At 72.4% G+C, this 16,003-nt stretch carries 15 protein-coding genes; 10 read left to right on the top strand and 5 right to left on the bottom strand.

What is annotated here, in order from left to right; genetic code table 11:
• Positions 1 to 18 precede the first annotated feature (18 nt).
• From ACIQM4_RS07735 to ACIQM4_RS07725, 3 genes are all read left to right on the top strand, one after another.
• A complete protein-coding gene (locus tag ACIQM4_RS07735; protein WP_401587437.1) occupies positions 19 to 1,977 on the top strand; it encodes an ABC transporter permease in 1,959 nt (652 codons plus the stop codon).
• The gene (locus ACIQM4_RS07730; RefSeq protein WP_401587434.1) at positions 1,977 to 2,942 is read left to right on the top strand and encodes a glycine betaine ABC transporter substrate-binding protein; all 966 of its coding nucleotides are present in this window, start codon (positions 1,977 to 1,979) and stop codon (positions 2,940 to 2,942) included. Before ACIQM4_RS07735 ends, ACIQM4_RS07730 begins: the two co-directional genes overlap by 1 nt.
• Positions 2,943 to 3,067: 125 nt before the next feature.
• Positions 3,068 to 4,375, top strand: a complete 1,308-nt coding sequence (locus ACIQM4_RS07725; RefSeq protein ID WP_401587431.1) for an erythromycin esterase family protein — start codon at positions 3,068 to 3,070, stop codon at positions 4,373 to 4,375.
• A 54-nt stretch (positions 4,376 to 4,429) separates the two neighbouring features.
• Here ACIQM4_RS07725 and ACIQM4_RS07720 read toward each other — a convergent pair whose 3' ends face one another.
• Entirely contained in the window at positions 4,430 to 4,936 is a 507-nt protein-coding gene (locus tag ACIQM4_RS07720; protein ID WP_401587429.1) for a carboxymuconolactone decarboxylase family protein, read from the bottom strand.
• A gap of 47 nt (positions 4,937 to 4,983) precedes the next feature.
• Between ACIQM4_RS07720 and ACIQM4_RS07715 the strand changes: the two genes are divergently transcribed.
• Positions 4,984 to 6,462 (top strand): PLP-dependent aminotransferase family protein, encoded by a 1,479-nt coding sequence (locus ACIQM4_RS07715; protein ID WP_401587426.1) that lies wholly within the window; start codon positions 4,984 to 4,986, stop codon positions 6,460 to 6,462.
• Between the two features lie 24 nt (positions 6,463 to 6,486).
• Here ACIQM4_RS07715 and ACIQM4_RS07710 read toward each other — a convergent pair whose 3' ends face one another.
• Positions 6,487 to 6,885, bottom strand: a complete 399-nt coding sequence (locus ACIQM4_RS07710) for an STAS domain-containing protein (RefSeq protein ID WP_401587423.1) — start codon at positions 6,883 to 6,885, stop codon at positions 6,487 to 6,489.
• Positions 6,886 to 7,244: 359 nt separating this feature from the next.
• On the opposite strand from ACIQM4_RS07710, the gene ACIQM4_RS07705 reads away from it, so the two are divergent.
• Positions 7,245 to 7,547: a hypothetical protein gene (locus ACIQM4_RS07705; RefSeq protein WP_401587420.1), complete on the top strand. Its 303-nt coding sequence runs from the start codon at positions 7,245 to 7,247 to the stop codon at positions 7,545 to 7,547.
• A gap of 89 nt (positions 7,548 to 7,636) precedes the next feature.
• Complete coding sequence (locus tag ACIQM4_RS07700; RefSeq protein ID WP_401587418.1) at positions 7,637 to 8,827, top strand: glutathionylspermidine synthase family protein; 1,191 nt, start codon at positions 7,637 to 7,639, stop codon at positions 8,825 to 8,827.
• Between the two features lie 76 nt (positions 8,828 to 8,903).
• On the opposite strand, the gene rocD is transcribed toward ACIQM4_RS07700, so the two are convergent.
• Positions 8,904 to 10,133, bottom strand: coding sequence for an ornithine--oxo-acid transaminase (rocD, locus tag ACIQM4_RS07695; RefSeq protein WP_401587415.1), 1,230 nt, complete (start codon positions 10,131 to 10,133; stop codon positions 8,904 to 8,906).
• A 175-nt stretch (positions 10,134 to 10,308) separates the two neighbouring features.
• Here rocD and trpS point away from each other — a divergent pair, with 175 nt between their 5' ends.
• Entirely contained in the window at positions 10,309 to 11,319 is a 1,011-nt protein-coding gene (gene trpS / locus ACIQM4_RS07690) for a tryptophan--tRNA ligase (RefSeq protein ID WP_401587413.1), read from the top strand.
• A gap of 149 nt (positions 11,320 to 11,468) precedes the next feature.
• Positions 11,469 to 12,050 (top strand): 2'-5' RNA ligase family protein, encoded by a 582-nt coding sequence (locus tag ACIQM4_RS07685; protein WP_401587410.1) that lies wholly within the window; start codon positions 11,469 to 11,471, stop codon positions 12,048 to 12,050.
• 31 nt (positions 12,051 to 12,081) lie between these two features.
• Here the strand turns inward: ACIQM4_RS07685 and ACIQM4_RS07680 are convergent, their stop codons facing one another.
• Both ACIQM4_RS07680 and ACIQM4_RS07675 read right to left on the bottom strand, forming a co-directional pair.
• Positions 12,082 to 12,837 (bottom strand): decaprenylphospho-beta-D-erythro-pentofuranosid-2-ulose 2-reductase, encoded by a 756-nt coding sequence (locus ACIQM4_RS07680; RefSeq protein WP_401587407.1) that lies wholly within the window; start codon positions 12,835 to 12,837, stop codon positions 12,082 to 12,084.
• A gap of 29 nt (positions 12,838 to 12,866) precedes the next feature.
• A complete protein-coding gene (locus tag ACIQM4_RS07675) occupies positions 12,867 to 14,255 on the bottom strand; it encodes an FAD-binding protein (RefSeq protein ID WP_401587405.1) in 1,389 nt (462 codons plus the stop codon).
• Positions 14,256 to 14,432: 177 nt separating this feature from the next.
• Between ACIQM4_RS07675 and ACIQM4_RS07670 the strand changes: the two genes are divergently transcribed.
• Both ACIQM4_RS07670 and ACIQM4_RS07665 read left to right on the top strand, forming a co-directional pair.
• Positions 14,433 to 15,023 carry a phosphatase PAP2 family protein gene (locus tag ACIQM4_RS07670; protein WP_401587402.1) on the top strand — a complete coding sequence of 197 codons (591 nt, stop codon included), beginning with the start codon at positions 14,433 to 14,435 and terminating at the stop codon, positions 15,021 to 15,023.
• Positions 15,024 to 15,084: 61 nt separating this feature from the next.
• Positions 15,085 to 16,002 carry a decaprenyl-phosphate phosphoribosyltransferase gene (locus ACIQM4_RS07665; RefSeq protein ID WP_401588210.1) on the top strand — a complete coding sequence of 306 codons (918 nt, stop codon included), beginning with the start codon at positions 15,085 to 15,087 and terminating at the stop codon, positions 16,000 to 16,002.
• The last annotated feature ends 1 nt before the right edge of the window (position 16,003 follow it).

Genomic DNA, 16,003 nt, shown 5'->3' with positions numbered 1-16,003 from the left:
GGCCTGCGAGGTGACCGCATGACCGCCACCTCCGTCGCGCCCAATTCCTTGGAAAAGGAGGGCGGTTGGCGAGCCACCCTCACCCGCCGCCCCGCCCTCCTCAAGCTCGCCGCCCTCCTCGTCGCCGCCGTGATCCTCGTACCGCTCGCGCACGCGCGCTGGGCGTCCGGCAGCTGGCCGGGCGCGCTGACCGTCGACGTGACCGAGCCCCTGGGCAAGGTCAGCGACTGGATCATCGACAACCGCGACGGCCACCCGCTCTTCCTGTACTTCTTCGGCCACATCTCCAACGCCGTCGTCCTGTCCGTCCGGGCCGTCTACCTGGTCCTGCTCGCCCTCGGCTGGGCCGGCACCACCGTCCTCGCCGCGCTGGTCGCCTGGCGCGCGGCGGGCGTGAAGCTCGCCGTCGGCACCCTCGCCGCGCTCGCCACCTGCGGGCTGCTGGGCATGTGGGTGCCGACCATGCAGACGCTCGCGTTGATGGCGGTGGCCGTCGCCGCGTCCGTGGTGCTCGGCGGGCTGCTCGGTCTCGCCGCCGGCCTCTCGGACCGCACCTTCCGGTTCCTGCGCCCCGTCCTGGACACGATGCAGGTGCTCCCGGCTTTCGCGTACCTGCTCCCGGTCGTCCTGATCTTCGGCATCGGTGTCCCGGCCGCCGTCCTGGCGACCGTCGTGTACGCGGCCCCGCCGATGGCCAGGCTCACCGCGCTCGGCCTGCGCGGCGCCGACAAGGGGGTGCTCGAAGCGGTGGAGTCCCTGGGCGCCACCGCCCGCCAGCGCCTGCTCACGGCCAGGCTCCCGCTGGCCAGGAAGCAGCTCCTGCTCGGCCTGAACCAGACGATCATGATGGCGCTGTCCATGGCCGTCATCGCGTCCGTCATCGGCGCCGCCGGCCTCGGCGACCGCGTCTACCAGGCACTGGCCTCGGTCGACGTGGGCCAGGCACTGGCCGCAGGCCTTCCCATCGTCCTGATGGCGATCGTGCTCGACCGGGTGACCGCCGCCGCCGGATCGGGCGACCGCGAACACGGCCGCTCCTGGGTTCCGGCGCTCGTCGGCCTGGCCGTCGTGGCCGTGGTGGCGGTCGTCACCCGCCTCACCGACGCGCTCCTGTGGCCCGCCTCCTGGTCGGTCGAGATCGCCCCCGCCGTCAACAAGGCCGTCGGCTGGATGACCGACCACCTGTACTCCGGGGTGCCTGTCGTCGGTGGCACCGCCGACTGGGCGGGCCACTTCACCTCGTGGATCCTCGACCCGGTGCGCTCGGGCCTGACCTCCCTGCCCTGGTACGCGGTGCTGCTCCTGGTCGCCGCCCTCGCCTGGGTGATCGGCACCTGGAAGTCCGCCCTGACCGCCACGCTCGCCATGGCCGCGATCGGTGTCCTGGGCGTCTGGAAGCCGTCCATGGACACGCTCTCGCAGGTCCTCGCGGCCGTCGCCGTGACCCTGGTCATCGGTTTCGCCGTCGGCATCGCCGCCTCCCGCTCGGGCCGCCTGGAGCGGATCCTGCGCCCGGTGCTGGACGTGATGCAGACGATGCCGCAGTTCGTCTACCTGATCCCGGTCGTCGCCCTGTTCGGCGTCGGCCGCGCCCCGGCGGCAGCGGCAGCGGTGGTCTACGCGCTGCCCGCCGTCGTACGCATCACCACCCAGGGCCTCCAGCAGGTCAGCCCGGCCGCGCTCGAATCGGCGCGCTCGCTCGGCGCCACCAGCGGCCAGCAGCTCCGCCAGGTCCAGCTGCCGCTCGCCAGGCCCTCGCTGCTGCTCGCCGTCAACCAGGGCGTCGTTCTGGTCCTCGCCGTCGTCATCATCGGCGGCCTGGTCGGCGGTGGCGCACTCGGTTACGACGTCGTCTTCGGCCTCGCCCAGGGCGACCTGGCCACCGGCCTCAAGGCGGGCGCGGCGATCGTGTGCCTGGGCCTGATGCTCGACCGGGTGACACAGCCCTCGCGGGCCGCCCGCAAGGAGGACGTGTGATGAACCGCCGTACGACACTCAAGGCGGCGGCCCTCGGCCTGTCCGCACTCGTCCTCACCGGCTGCGGCGCCGCCGACATGACCCAGCAGGCGTCCCCGTACGCCAACGCCCAGGGCGCGAAGACGGTGACGCTCTCCGTCCAGTCGTGGGTCGGCGCGCAGGCGGACGTCGCCGTCGCCAAGCTCGTCCTGGAACGCGAGCTCGGCTACCGCGTCGACACCGTCCAGGTCGACGAGGTCCCCGCCTGGGACGCGCTCAGCCAGGGCCGCGTCGACATGATCATGGAGGACTGGGGCCACCCCGAGCAGGAGGCCCGCTACGTCAAGGACAAGAAGACGATCGTCCCGGCGGGCGAGGTCGGCGTGATCGGCCACATCGGCTGGTGGGTCCCGAAGTACTTCGCGGACAAGCACCCGGACGTCACCGACTGGCGCAACCTCAACAAGTACGCGGACCAGTTCAAGACCCCGGAGAGCGGCGGCAAGGGCCAGCTCCTGGACGGCTCCCCGTCGTACGTCACCAACGACAAGGCCCTGGTCGACAACCTCAAGCTCAACTACCAGGTGGTCTTCTCGGGCTCCGAGGCCGCACAGATCACCCAGATCCAGCGGTTCGCCAAGGAGAAGAAGCCCTTCCTCACCTACTGGTACAAGCCGCAGTGGCTGTTCGAGCAGGTCCCGATGGTCGAGGTCAAGCTCCCCAAGTACAGCGACGAGTGCGCGGCGAAGGCCCCGGAGGCCATCGACTGCGAGTACCCGACCACCCCCCTCGCGAAGTACATGAACGCCGACTTCGCGAAGAAGGGCGGCAAGGCGGCCCAGTTCCTCAAGAACTTCAAGTGGAACGCGGAGCAGCAGAACGCGGTGTCGCTGATGATCGCGGACCAGAAGATGTCGCCGGAGGCGGCGGCGGAGAAGTGGGTCGCGGACAACGAGGCGACGTGGAAGGCGTGGTTGCCGAAGTAGGCGGCACACGGCTTCCCCACCACGCGCCGGGGGCGACGGACGATGTCCGCCGCCCCCGGCGCGGGCTCGTTCCGGGGCCGCGGGGCCTTGACCTCAAGTGGAGTTGGGGTATCAGGGTGAACGGCATGACACAGCAGCGCTCCACCACCACGACCCCTGCCCCTTCCGCGTCCGCCCCTTCCACGCCTGCCCCTTCCGCGTCCGCCCCTTCAACACCTGGCCCCGCCGCGCCTGCCCCCGCCGCGCCCGCCCCTTCCGCGTCCGCGCCGTCCGGGTCGCTCCCGCTCCCCGACTCCGCCCTCGACCAGATCGCCGACAGCCTCGGCGGTGCGACCGTCGTCGGGATCGGCGAGTCCACCCGGTTCTCCCGCGAGACCTTCGGGATCCGGGACCAGATCTTCCGCCGGCTCGTGCGGCGGCACGGGTTCCGGGCGCTCGCCTGGCAGGACGGCGCCGGCGTCGCCGAACGGCTCGACCGGTACGTGCGGCTCGGCGAGGGCGACGCCGTGTCCGCGCTCGCCGACGCCTGGCAGCCCTGGCGTTCCGCCGAGACGGTCGCCGCACTGGAATGGCTGCGCGGCTACAACGAGGAGCACCCCGGCGACCCCGTACGGATCTTCGGCGTACAGCCCGTGAAGGCCACCACCGCGGACTACGACGCCGTCCTGGAACGGGTCCGCGAGGTGGCCCCGGAGAGGCTCGCGGAGGTGGCCGCCCACCTCGAACCGATCAAGACCGCCCACCGCACCGACGAACACGTGCAGCGTGCGCACGGCACCCACCCCGGCCGTCCGTTCGCCGAGCACGCCCGTGACGCCCTCGCGCTGGTCCGCGCGCTGCCCGGCGGGCGAAAGGACGGCGGGGCGCTGGCGCGGATGCGGCTGATCGTCGACTTCCACGAACGCAGCGTCGCCGGCAGCGGAAGCTTCTCCAGCGACGTAACGGCCACCGCGGAGGTGGTGGCCGCCCACCAGCGCGAGACCGGCCTGCGGATCGCCTACTGGGACGGCATCGCCCACACGTCGGCCGCCCCGATCACCTTCAGCACCCTGCCCGGCCAGGCCCCCGCGCCCACCGTCGGCAGCGAGCTGCGTCGGGCGTACGGCGAGGCCGGGTACCTGTCCGTGGCGATCGGTTTCCACCACGGCGACCTCGGCATCGTCCGCGTCCCCGAGCCGGCCGCGGGCCAGCTCGACGCGCGGCTCGCCGAGGCGCCGGAGCACGGGGAGCAGGCGCGGGCCGCCCACTGGCTCGACCTGCGGCAGGACGAGGTGCGCGACAACTGGGACGGGCCGGTCAGGGCCCGTGTCATCAGCGGTGTCTACGACCCCGCCCACGACGCCGACCACCATCTGGCCGTCGCCTCCGCGGCCGACGCGTTCGACCTGCTCATCCACGTCCGGGAGGTGACACCGGTGCGCTGGCTCCCGTGAGGGGACCGCCCGAGGGGGCAGCGCCGGGACGCGGCCTGCCCCCGACGGGAAGGGTCAGTGCGATCCCGCCACGTAGTGCCCCGGCACCATCCGGGTCGAGACGGCGAACCTGTTCCACACGTTGATCGTGTTGATCGCCGCGATCAGGTGCGCCAGCTCCACCTCGTCGAAGTGCTTCGCCGCCTTCTCGAACACCTCGTCCGGGACGAATCCGTCGGTGAGGACCGTGATCGCCTCGGTCAGCTCGATCGCGGCGATCTCCTTCGCCGTGTAGAAGTGCTGCGACTCCTCCCACGCGGAGAGCTGGACGATCCGCTCGACGCTCTCGCCCGCCGCGAGGGCGTCCTTGGTGTGCATGTCCAGGCAGAACGCGCAGTGGTTGATCTGCGAGGAGCGGATCTTCACCAGTTCCCCGATCACCGGGTCGAGGTGCTTCCTGGCGGCCTTGTCCAGCTGGAGCATGGCCTTGAAGACCTCGGGAGCGTGCTCGGACCAGTTGGTACGGGGGGTGTGCTCGGGGACGTAGGGGGTGGTGGCCGTGTTGTTCTCGTTCGTCGTCATGTGCACCACGCTACGCACCCGGCGGCCCACCGGTATGGTCCATTACCGTGACAGATTCATGGGCCACTTTCCAGGCGGAGATCAGCGCGGGGATCAGCGCGGGGATCAGTGCGGGGATCAGTGCGGGAATCAGCGCCGGGGCCGGCAGCGACCTGCATCTGGACCTCGGCGGAACGAGTCTGCGCGCAGGACTGCGCGACGCACTGCGCGAGGCCGCCCGCACCGGCCGGCTCGCCCCGGGCACCCGGCTGCCGTCCTCCCGTACCCTCGCCGCCGACCTCGGCATGGCGCGCAACACCGTCGCCGACGCGTACGCCGAGCTGGTGGCCGAGGGGTGGCTCACCGCCCGGCAGGGCTCCGGGACCCGGGTCGCCGAGCGGGTGGACGCGGCCGGCCCGCGAAAGCCCCGCACGCCTGCGACACCCCGCCGCCGGGCCCGTGCCGCACCTGCCCACAGCCTGCTGCCCGGCGCCCCCGACCTCTCGACCTTCCCCCGCACCGAGTGGCTCAAGGCCTCCCGCAAGGCACTCGCCGCCGCCCCCAACGAAGCCTTCGGGTACGGCGATCCGCGCGGCAGGATCGAACTGCGCACCGTCCTCGCCGAGTACCTGGCACGGGCCCGCGGCGTGCACGCCGACCCGGAGCGCATCGTGATCCGCTCCGGGTACGTGAACGCGCTGACCTTCCTGGCCGGGGCGCTCCGCCGCCGCACCCCGGCGGTGAAGGCGGTGGCCGTCGAGTCGTACGGGCTGGACCACCACCGCGACTGCTTCACCGCAGCGGGGCTGCGCATTCCACCGCTGGAGGTGGACGAACTCGGCGCGCGTACCGGGGAGTTGGCCGGGATGAGCGGCGTCGGGGCGGTGCTGCTCACCGCCGCGCACCAGTTCCCGACCGGCGCCGCCCTGCACCCCGACCGGCGGGCGGCGGCCGTCGACTGGGCGCGTGGGACCCGCGCCCTGATCCTGGAGGACGACTACGACGGCGAGTTCCGCTACGACCGTCAGCCGGTCGGCGCCCTCCAGGGACTCGACCCGGACCGGGTCGTCTACCTCGGCACGGCAAGCAAGGCGCTCGCCCCCGGGCTGCGGCTCTCGTGGATGGTGCTCCCGGACGAGCTGACCGGTGAGCTCTCCCCGCACGACAACACCTCCAGCGCGCTGGAACAGCTCACCCTCGCGGAGTTCATGGCCTCCGGCGCGTACGACCGCCATGTGCGCTCCATGCGGCTGCGTTACCGGCGGCGGCGCGACGAGCTGGTCGCCGCGCTCGCGGCGGGCGCGCCCGGTGTGCGGATCAGCGGCATCGCGGCGGGGCTGAACGCCATCCTGGAGCTGCCGCCCGGCACCGAGCAGTCCGTCATGCGTGCGGCGCACTGGCAGGGCCTCGCGGTGCAGGGCCTGTCGGAATTCCGGCACCCGCAGCTGCCGGGCCGGGGAAAGGACGGCCTGATGGTGGGCTACGCGACCCCGACCGACAGCGCCTGGGCGGGCGCGCTGGCGGCCTTGATCAGGGCGCTTCCGTAAGAGATTGTTCGAATGTCCTTCGCGTCAGCCCCGGCGGGTCACCTCCCGGGCCGTCCCGGCCAGCAGCGCGCCGCTCCGGCTCGCGGCGAGCAGGCGGTCCACCGCGGCGGACGCGCCGGCCAGCTCCAGCCGACGGCCGCCGCGCCGCCAGGCCAGCAGCGCGTTGACGAAACCCGAGTCGCAGAAGGTGACCCGGGAGGCGTCGACCACGAGGCGGGTGTGGCCGAAGGCGGCGGCGGAGGCGAGCAGCGCGCTCAGCGGGGCGACCGTGAAGTGGTCGATCTCGCCCTGGACGGCGATCTGGAGGGTCGTGCCCTCGGTGCGGCAGGCGGCGACCACGGGGAGCGGCGGCTGCGCGGCGACGCCTCGGCCGGACCGGATCGAGGTCGGCAGTATGTGGGAGGGGCTTGCAGTGGTGTTCACGCCGTCTGCAACGAGCCCCGATCCCCTCGGGCACTGCCCGGCGCCGGGGATCACCCGGCCGCGCCAACCCGCTCCTGGCCGGTCAGCGCTCCGACGGGGGGACCGCTCCGCGCGGCGGTGGACGCAGAAGCCCCGGCCGGACGGGGGAGACCGGCCGGGGCGGTACTGGGAGGCGGGTGGAACACCCGCGCATAGATGAAGGATAAACCATCCCTCTCGGTTCTCCCCCACCGGGCAAATCACCCCAGTTGCCGTCAGTTGGCGCCAGGAAGTTCCTCAGGGCCGCTTGTCCCTCTAATGTGTCGACGGTCCAGAGGTGGCAGAGCAATCGGTGCAGCGACACGGGGGAGTGGCCGGGCATGGCAGCGCGACGGCGCAAATTGAGGTCCAGCACGGTGGTGCTCGGCGGCATGGGGATGCTCGCCCTCACCCTCACCTCCTGCGGTGACGAACCCGACAAGCGGTGTGTCGATCCGGTCACCCAGGAAGAGCTGCCCAACTACGAGTGCGACGACGACGACGGCGGGGGCAGCAGCGCGGGCCACCACGGCGCCTACTACTACGGCGGCACGAGCAGCAACCGGAAGGTTAGCGGCGGCAGCTTCGACAAGCAGGCCGTGGACCGCGGCGGCTTCGGCTGCTCGGGCTCCGGCGGCGGCTGAGACCCGGCCAGGCCCGGCCCCTCGAACCAGAACGCGCGCCGCGGCCGGGTGCCAGAACCGACCGCAGGCACCGAGAGCAGCGAGAGCAGATGAAGCGCCACACGGCCCGGCCCCGCCCCGACTGGCAGCGGATCGTCGAGGAGCAGGGGGTCATCTACCCCCTGACCCGCTATCCCGACGACACCCTGCGCCCGTACTGGGACGAGAGCGCCTACTACTCCTTCACGCTGCCCGAGGTGGAGGCCCTCGAAGAGGTCGTCGAGGAACTGCACACCATGTGCCTGGCCGCCGCCGAGCACATCGTGGTCCACGACCGCTTCGCCGACCTCGGCATCACCGACCCCAGGCTGGCGGGGCTGATAGCCGAGTCCTGGCGGCGGCGCGCCGAACTGCCGTCCCTGTACGGCCGGTTCGACCTGCGTTACGACGGCGGGGGCCCCGCCAAGATGCTGGAGTACAACGCGGACACCCCGACCTCCCTGGTGGAGGCGGCCAGCCCGCAGTGGTTCTGGATGGAGGAGCTCTTTCCCGGCGCCGACCAGTGGAACTCGCTCCACGAACGCCTCGTCGACGCCTGGAAGCGCCAGGCCCGCCTCCTGCCGCCCGGCCCGCTGCACTTCGCGCACTCCGAGGGCGACGAACTCGGCGAGGACCTGATGACGGTCGCCTACCTCCGGGAGACCGCCGAACAGGCCGGTATCCGCACCGAGGCGATATCCGTCGAGCAGATCGGCTGGGACCGGCTCTCCCGCCGCTTCGTCGACGAGAAGCTCCGCTTCATCCGCAGCTGCTTCAAGCTCTACCCGTGGGAGTGGCTGGCCACCGACCGCTTCGGCCCGCACGTGCTGTCCACCCTCGACAACGGCGGCGGCACCGGCACCACCTGCTGGATCGAGCCCGCCTGGAAGATGCTCCTCTCCAACAAGGCGCTCCTCGCCATCCTCTGGGAGCTCTACCCCGGCCACCCCAACCTGCTCGCCGCCTACCTCGACGGCCCCCGCGAGCTGGCCGCCCCGGACGGGCCCGGTTACGTCGCCAAGCCCCTGCTGGGCCGCGAGGGCGCCGGGGTCACCGTCCACGGGCCCGGCTCCCCGGCCCCCGCGCCGACCGAAGAGGCGGTCTGCTACCAGGAGTTGGCCCCGCTGCCCGACTTCGAAGGCAACCGCACGGTGCTCGGTGCCTGGGTCGTCGAGGACGAGGCGGCCGGGCTCGGCATCAGGGAGTCCGCGGGCCTGGTCACCGACGAGTACGCCCGCTTCCTGCCGCACGTCATACTCTGACGGCTGCCGCGCCCGGCCCGCCGGCACGGCGACGTCCACCGCGGCTGGCCCGCCGGCACGGCGACGTCCACCGCGGCTAGCCCGCCAGCACGGCCCGGAGCTGGTCGAGGCCCCAGTCCAGGTCCTCCTTGCTGATCACCAGCGGCGGGGCGAGCCGGACGGTCGAGCCGTGGGTGTCCTTCACCAGCACCCCCTTCTCCATCAGCCGCTCGGAGATCTGCCGTCCGGTGCCGAGCGCCGGGTCGATGTCGACCCCGGCCCACAGCCCGCGCCCGCGCACCGCCCGCACCGCGCCCTCGCCGACGAGGAGGTTCAGCTCGCGGTGCAGATGGTCGCCGAGCTCGGCGGCCCGCTGCTGGAACTCGCCGCCGCGCAGCATCGCGATCACTTCGAGCGCGACCGCGCAGGCGAGCGGGTTGCCGCCGAACGTCGACCCGTGCTCGCCCGGCCGGAACACCCCCAGCACCTCGGCCGACGAGACCACCGCCGACACCGGCACCACCCCGCCGCCGAGCGCCTTGCCCAGCACGTACACGTCGGGCACCACGCCCTCGTGCTCGCAGGCGAAGGTCCGCCCCGTCCTGCCGAGCCCCGACTGGATCTCGTCCGCGACGAACAGCACGTTCCGCGCGCGGGTCAGCTCCCGCACACCGGCGAGGTACCCGGCCGGCGGCACCAGCACCCCCGCCTCGCCCTGGATCGGTTCGAGCAGCACCGCCACGGTGTCGTCGCTCAGCGCCCGCTCCAGGGCCGCCAGGTCGCCGTACGGGACGATGTCGAAGCCCGGCGTGTAGGGGCCGTAGTCCGCGCGGGCCTCCGGATCCGTGGAGAAGCTGACGATCGTGGTGGTACGGCCGTGGAAGTTGTCCGAGGCGACGACGATCCTGGCCCTCCCGTCCGGTACGCCCTTGACCCGGTAACCCCACTTCCTGGCGGTCTTCACGGCCGTCTCGACGGCCTCCGCACCGGTGTTCATCGGCAGCACCATCTCCATGCCGCACAGTGCCGCCAGCTCCTCGCAGAACGCGGCGAACCGGTCGTGGTGGAAGGCCCGCGAGGTGAGCGTCACCCGGTCCAGCTGTGCCTTGGCCGCCTCGATCAGCCTGCGGTTGCCGTGCCCGAAGTTGAGCGCCGAGTACCCGGCGAGCATGTCGAGGAAGCGGCGCCCCTCGACGTCGGTCATCCAGGCACCCTGCGCCTCGGCGACGACGACGGGCAGCGGGTGGTAGTTGTGCGCGCTGTGTGCCTCCACGGAGGCGATCGCGTCGGAGGTGGTCGCAGCGTTCGTGGCGTCGGGTGTCGGCACGGGAACTCCGATCGTCAGGGGGGTACGAGATGGACCGTCCGGCAAAAGGTGCGAACGGTGCTCCTTCCTATCGTCGGCAGCCGGGCCCGCCCGGAAACCTTGCGGCGGGACGCGGCCGACCTGCCGGGGCCGACCGGGGGCGAGTACACGACGGCCACCTGAGAGAATGATGAACATGGCCTCTCGACCCCGTGTGCTCTCCGGCATCCAGCCCACCGCAGGCTCGTTCCACCTCGGCAACTACCTCGGCGCCGTGCGCCAGTGGGTGGACCTGCAGGAGACGCACGACGCCTTCTACATGGTCGTGGACCTGCACGCCATCACGATTCCCCAGGACCCGGCGGACCTGCGCGCCAACACCCGCCTCGCCGCCGCCCAGCTCCTCGCGGCCGGGCTCGACCCGGACCGCTGCACCCTCTTCGTGCAGAGCCACGTGCCCGAGCACGCCCAGCTCGCCTGGGTGATGAACTGCCTCACCGGCTTCGGCGAGGCCTCCCGGATGACGCAGTTCAAGGACAAGTCCGCGAAGCAGGGATCGGACCGCACCACCGTCGGCCTCTTCACCTACCCGGTGCTCCAGGTCGCCGACATCCTGCTGTACCAGGCGAACCAGGTCCCGGTCGGCGAGGACCAGCGCCAGCACATCGAACTGACCCGCGACCTCGCGGAGCGCTTCAACGCGCGGCTCGGCCAGACCTTCACCGTCCCCGAGCCGTACATCCTCAAGGAGACGTCGAAGATCTACGACCTCCAGGACCCGAGCATCAAGATGAGCAAGTCGGCGTCCACGCCGAAGGGCCTCATCAACCTCCTGGACGAGCCGAAGGCCACCGCGAAGAAGGTCAGGAGCGCGGTCACCGACACCGAGACCGTCATCCGCTTCGACCCGGTCAGCAAGCCGGGCGTCTCCAACCTCCTGTCGATCTCCTCCACGCTCACCGGCACGCCGGTCGCCGAGCTGGAGAGGAGTTACGAGGGCAAGATGTACGGCGCGCTGAAGACGGACCTCGCCGAGCAGATGGTCGAGTTCGTGACGCCGTTCAGGACCCGCACCCAGGAGTACCTGGACGACCCCGAGACGCTGGACTCGATCCTCGCCAAGGGCGCGGAGAAGGCCCGCGCGGTCGCCGCCGAGACCCTCGCCCAGGCCTACGACAGGATCGGTTTCCTGCCGGCCAAGCACTGAGGCACCCGGCGCGCGCGGGGGCGGACGCCCCTTCCGCAGGCCGCGGACCTTGGACTCTGGCCCCGGGGCCCCTGTGCGCGCCACACTGCACTGCGACAGTTTCATTCACCGACCCGCACCGCACCGCACCGACGACGGAGGAGAACGACGTGGGGACCGTAACGCTCGGCGTTTCGATCGCGGTCCCGGAGCCGTACGGCAGCCTGCTCCAGGAGCGGCGCGCGGCCTTCGGGGACCCTGCCGCACACGGCATTCCTACGCACGTCACCCTGCTCCCGCCGACGGAGATCGACGCGGCGGCGCTGCCGGCGGTGGAGGCCCACCTGGCGGCGCTCGCCGACTCGGTCCAGCCGTTCCCGATGCGGCTGTCGGGCACGGGGACCTTCCGGCCGCTGTCCCCGGTCGTCTTCGTGAAGGTCGTCGAGGGCGCGTCGGCGTGCGCCTGGCTCCAGAAGCGGGTGCGCGACGCGTCCGGCCCGCTGGTGCGGGAGCTCCAGTTCCCGTACCACCCGCACGTGACCGTGGCCCACGGGATCACCGAGGAGGGCATGGACCGGGCGTACGAGGAGCTCGCCACGTACACCGCCGAGTGGTCCTGCGTCTCCTTCGCCCTCTACGAACAGGGCGCGGACGGCGTCTGGCGCAAGCTGTGCGACTACGCCTTCGGCGGCGGCACGGAGGGCGACCTGCCGCGGCCGGGCCTGCCGCACGACGCGCCGGCGCTGCACTGAGGAGACCGGGCGCCCCGCGCGGCGGGGCAGCTCAGACCGGGAGCCTGCGGAAGAGCGGGCGGGGGACGTGCCGCAGGGCCGACATGACGGCGCGCAGGGCGCCCGGCACCCAGACGACCTCGGCCCGCCTGCGCAGACCCGCCTCGATGGCCACCGCGACCGCCTGCGGCGTCGTCGCGAGCGGTGCCTCCTCCAGCCCCCGTGTCATCTTCGTCCGGACGAAGCCGGGCCGTACGACCATCACGTGCACGCCCGTGCCGTGCAGCGCGTCGCCCAGGCCCTGGGTGAAGGCGTCGAGCCCCGCCTTGCTGGAGCCGTAGATGAAGTTCGCGCGGCGGGCCCGTTCGCCGGCGACCGAGGAGAGGACCACCAGGGAGCCGTGCCCCTGCCCCTGGAGGGCGTTCGCGCAGACCAGGCCCGCGGAGACCGAGCCCGTGTAGTTGGTCTGGGCGACCCGTACCGCCGCCATCGGTTCGGCCTCGTCGTGGGACTGGTCGCCGAGCACTCCGAAGGCCATCAGCACCATGTCGATATCGCCCTCGGTGAAGACCTTGCCGAGCGCCTCCTCGTGGGACGCGCTGTCCAGCGCGTCGAAGGCGACCGTGCGGACCTCCGCGCCGAGTCCGCGCAGCTGCGCGGCCGCGGCGTCCAGGGCGGGCGAAGGGCGGCCGGCCAGCCACACCGTGCGGGTGCGGCGGGCCACCAGCCGGCGTGCGGTGGCCAGCCCGATCTCGGACGTGCCGCCGAGGACGAGCAGGGACTGCGGGGTGCCGAAGGCGTCCTTCATGACTGTGCTCCTGGAGAAGAGGTGGGTGGTCAGAGTGCGAGGCGGCGGGACAGGTCCGAGGTGAAGACCCCGCGCGGGTCGAGCTCGGCCCGCAGCGCGCGGAAGTCGGCCAGCTTCGGGTACATCGCGGCGAGCGTCTCGGGCCGCACCCGCGAGTCCTTGGCCAGGTAGATCCGCCCGCCCGCGCCGGCCACCTCCTCGTCGAGCCCGTCGAGGAAGGCGCCCAGGCCCGGCAGGCCCGCCGGGATGTCCAGGGCGAGCGTCCAGCCGGGCACCGGGAACGAGAGCCAGCCGGGATCCCGGTCGCCGAAGCGCTTGAGGACGGCCAGGAAGGACGGGCAGCCGCGCCGCGAGATGCGGCCCACGATCCGCCGCAGCGCCTCCTCCTGCCCGTACGGGACGACGAACTGGTACTGGACGAAGCCGCCGCGGCCGTAGATCCGGTTCCAGTGCGGGACGCCGTCCAGCGGGTGGAAGAAGGTCGAGATCTTCTGCAGCTCGCCCACCCGGGCGCGCGGCGCCCGGCGGTACCAGAGCTCGTTGAAGAGGCCGACCGACCTGCGCCCCAGCAGTCCCTCCGGCACGAAGGAGGGCGCGCCGGGCAGCTGTCCCGGACGGAACGTCAGCGGCTGCCTGCGTGCCCGCGCGGGCAGCACGTCCAGCGGGGCGTGGTCGCCGCGGGTGAGCACGGAGCGCCCCGTCGAGGCGCCGCGGGCCAGCAGGTCGATCCAGGCGACGGAGTAACGGTAGAGCTGATCGGTGCAGGTCAGCCGGGCCATCAGGTCGTCCAGGTCCTTGGCCCGCTCCGTGTCCACCGACATCAGGGAGGTCTCGACGGGCAGCAGCTGGACGGTCGCCGAGAGGATCACCCCGGTCAGGCCCATGCCGCCGGCCGTCGCGTCGAAGAGGGCGCTGCCGGGCTCGACCGTCCGCACCTCGCCGTCGGCGCCCAGCAGCCGCAGCGCGCGGACGTGCCGCGAGAAGCCGCCCGAGACATGGTGGTTCTTGCCGTGGATGTCGGCGCCGATCGCCCCGCCCACCGTGACGTACCGCGTCCCGGGCGTCACCGGCACGAACCAGCCAAGCGGCAGCAGCACCTGCATCAGCCGGTGCAGACTCACGCCCGCGTCGCACACCACGAGCCCGGACTCCGCGTCGATGCTGCGGATGCGGTCCAGGCCCGTCATGTCGAGGACCGAACCGCCCGCGTTCTGCGCCGCGTCGCCGTACGCCCTGCCCAGCCCCCTGGCGATGCCGCCGCGCGCTCCGCAGCCGCGTACCGCCGCCGCCGCCTCCTCGTACGTGCGGGGACGGACCACCAGCGCGGTCGTCGGGGCGGTACGCCCCCAGCCGGTCACGGAGGCGAAGGCGTCGGCGGAGAGCGCGGGGTGCTCGGGCACGGGCGTGTTGGCAGACATGGGCGCGACGGTATCGCTGAAAGCGTCCCGCTATGTCCAAGCAAGCAACGTTTCGGCGGAACGGGTGGTTGATTGAGTGTCATATCGAAATGTCATGAATATTGGCGTTTTACCGATAAGAGTCTCCCCTGAGGTGCGCCCCGCCGGGCCACGCACGCCGAACCCAGGGGATGACGGATGCGAGAAGTGGACCACCGCCTGCTGTCCGCGATGCGTGACTGCGGCACGGACCCACGGGTGGCCGCCGCCGCCCGCGCCCTCTCCCTCAGCGGGGAGCACGGCGCACTCTGGCTCGCCGCCGGACTCCTCGGGGCGGCCGTCGACGGCGACAGACGCGGCGCCTGGCTACGCGGCACGGCACTGGTCGGTGCGGCGCACCTGGCGAGCACGGTCGTCAAGCACGTGGTGCGCCGCCCGCGCCCGCGACTGCCCGCGCACGCGCCGCTGGTGAAGACCCTGGGCCGGCACTCCTTCCCCAGCTCACACGCCACGTCGGCCGCGGCGGCGGCGGTCGCCCTCGGCGCGCTCGGCCCCTTCGCCGGGCAGGTCGTACCACCGCTGGCCGCCGCGATGTGCGTGTCCCGGCTCGTCGCCGGCGTCCACTACCCGAGCGACGTCGCCGCCGGGGCCCTGCTCGGCGGCCTCACCGCGGCACTCGGCGGCACGTGGCTGGACGCCCGGCTCGGCGCCAGGGAGCCGCACACCGGGTCCGGCAGCAAGGGCCCGCACGCCCGGACCCCCAGCAGGCGGGAGGCGCCCGGTGTCTGACCGCATCGTGATCCCGCTCCTGGACAAGCAGCAGGACCGGCGCGACCCGGCCGCCGCCACGCTGCCCCCGCAGCGCCGCACCCTGCGTCCGCTCGGTCTCCCCCTGGGACTGCTGCGCACCGCCCGCCCGCGCCAGTGGATCAAGAACAGTCTCGTGGTGGCCGCCCCGGCCGCCGCGGGACAGCTGTTCACCACCCGCTCGGCGCTCCAACTGGCCCTGGTGTTCGTACTGTTCACCGCCGCAGCGGCGGCCGTCTACCTGATCAACGACGCCGTCGACGCCGAGGCCGACCGGGCCCATCCCACCAAGTGCCTGCGCCCCGTCGCCGCGGGACAGGTCCCCGTACCCGTCGCGTACGCCACCGGCGCCCTGCTCGCCGTCCTCGCCCCGACCGCCGCAGCCCTGCTCTGCAACGCGATGACGGCCACCCTGCTCACCGGCTACGTGGTCCTGCAGATGGCGTACTGCCTGCGTCTGAAGCACGTACTGGTCCTCGACCTGCTCGTCGTCACCGCCGGCTTCCTGATGCGCGCCATGATCGGCGGGGTCGCGCTCGACATCACGCTCTCCCGCTGGTTCCTGATCACCAGCGGCTTCGGCGCGCTGTTCATGGTCTCCGCCAAGCGCTACTCCGAGGCGGTCCAGCTGGCCGACAGCCCGCTCAAGGGCAGGACCAGGGCCCTGCTCGGCGAGTACACCACCGGCTACCTGCGCTTCGTCTGGCAGCTCGCCGCCGGGGTCTCCGTACTCGGCTACTGCCTGTGGGCCATGGAACACGGCGCCGCCACCGACGGCGGACTGCTGCCCTGGCGCGAACTGTCCATGGTCGCCTTCATCGCGGGAATCCTGCGGTACGCGGTCTTCGCCGACCGCGGCACCGCCGGGGCCCCCGAGGACGTCGTCCTGCGCGACCGCGGCCTGGCGCTCATCGGGATCGTCTGGATGGCGATGTACGGACTGGCGGTCGCCGACCTGTGAA

Source organism: Streptomyces sp. NPDC091272 (assembly GCF_044757485.1).
GTDB lineage: Bacteria > Actinomycetota > Actinomycetes > Streptomycetales > Streptomycetaceae > Streptomyces.
This window is presented reverse-complemented; position numbering and strand designations above follow the sequence as displayed.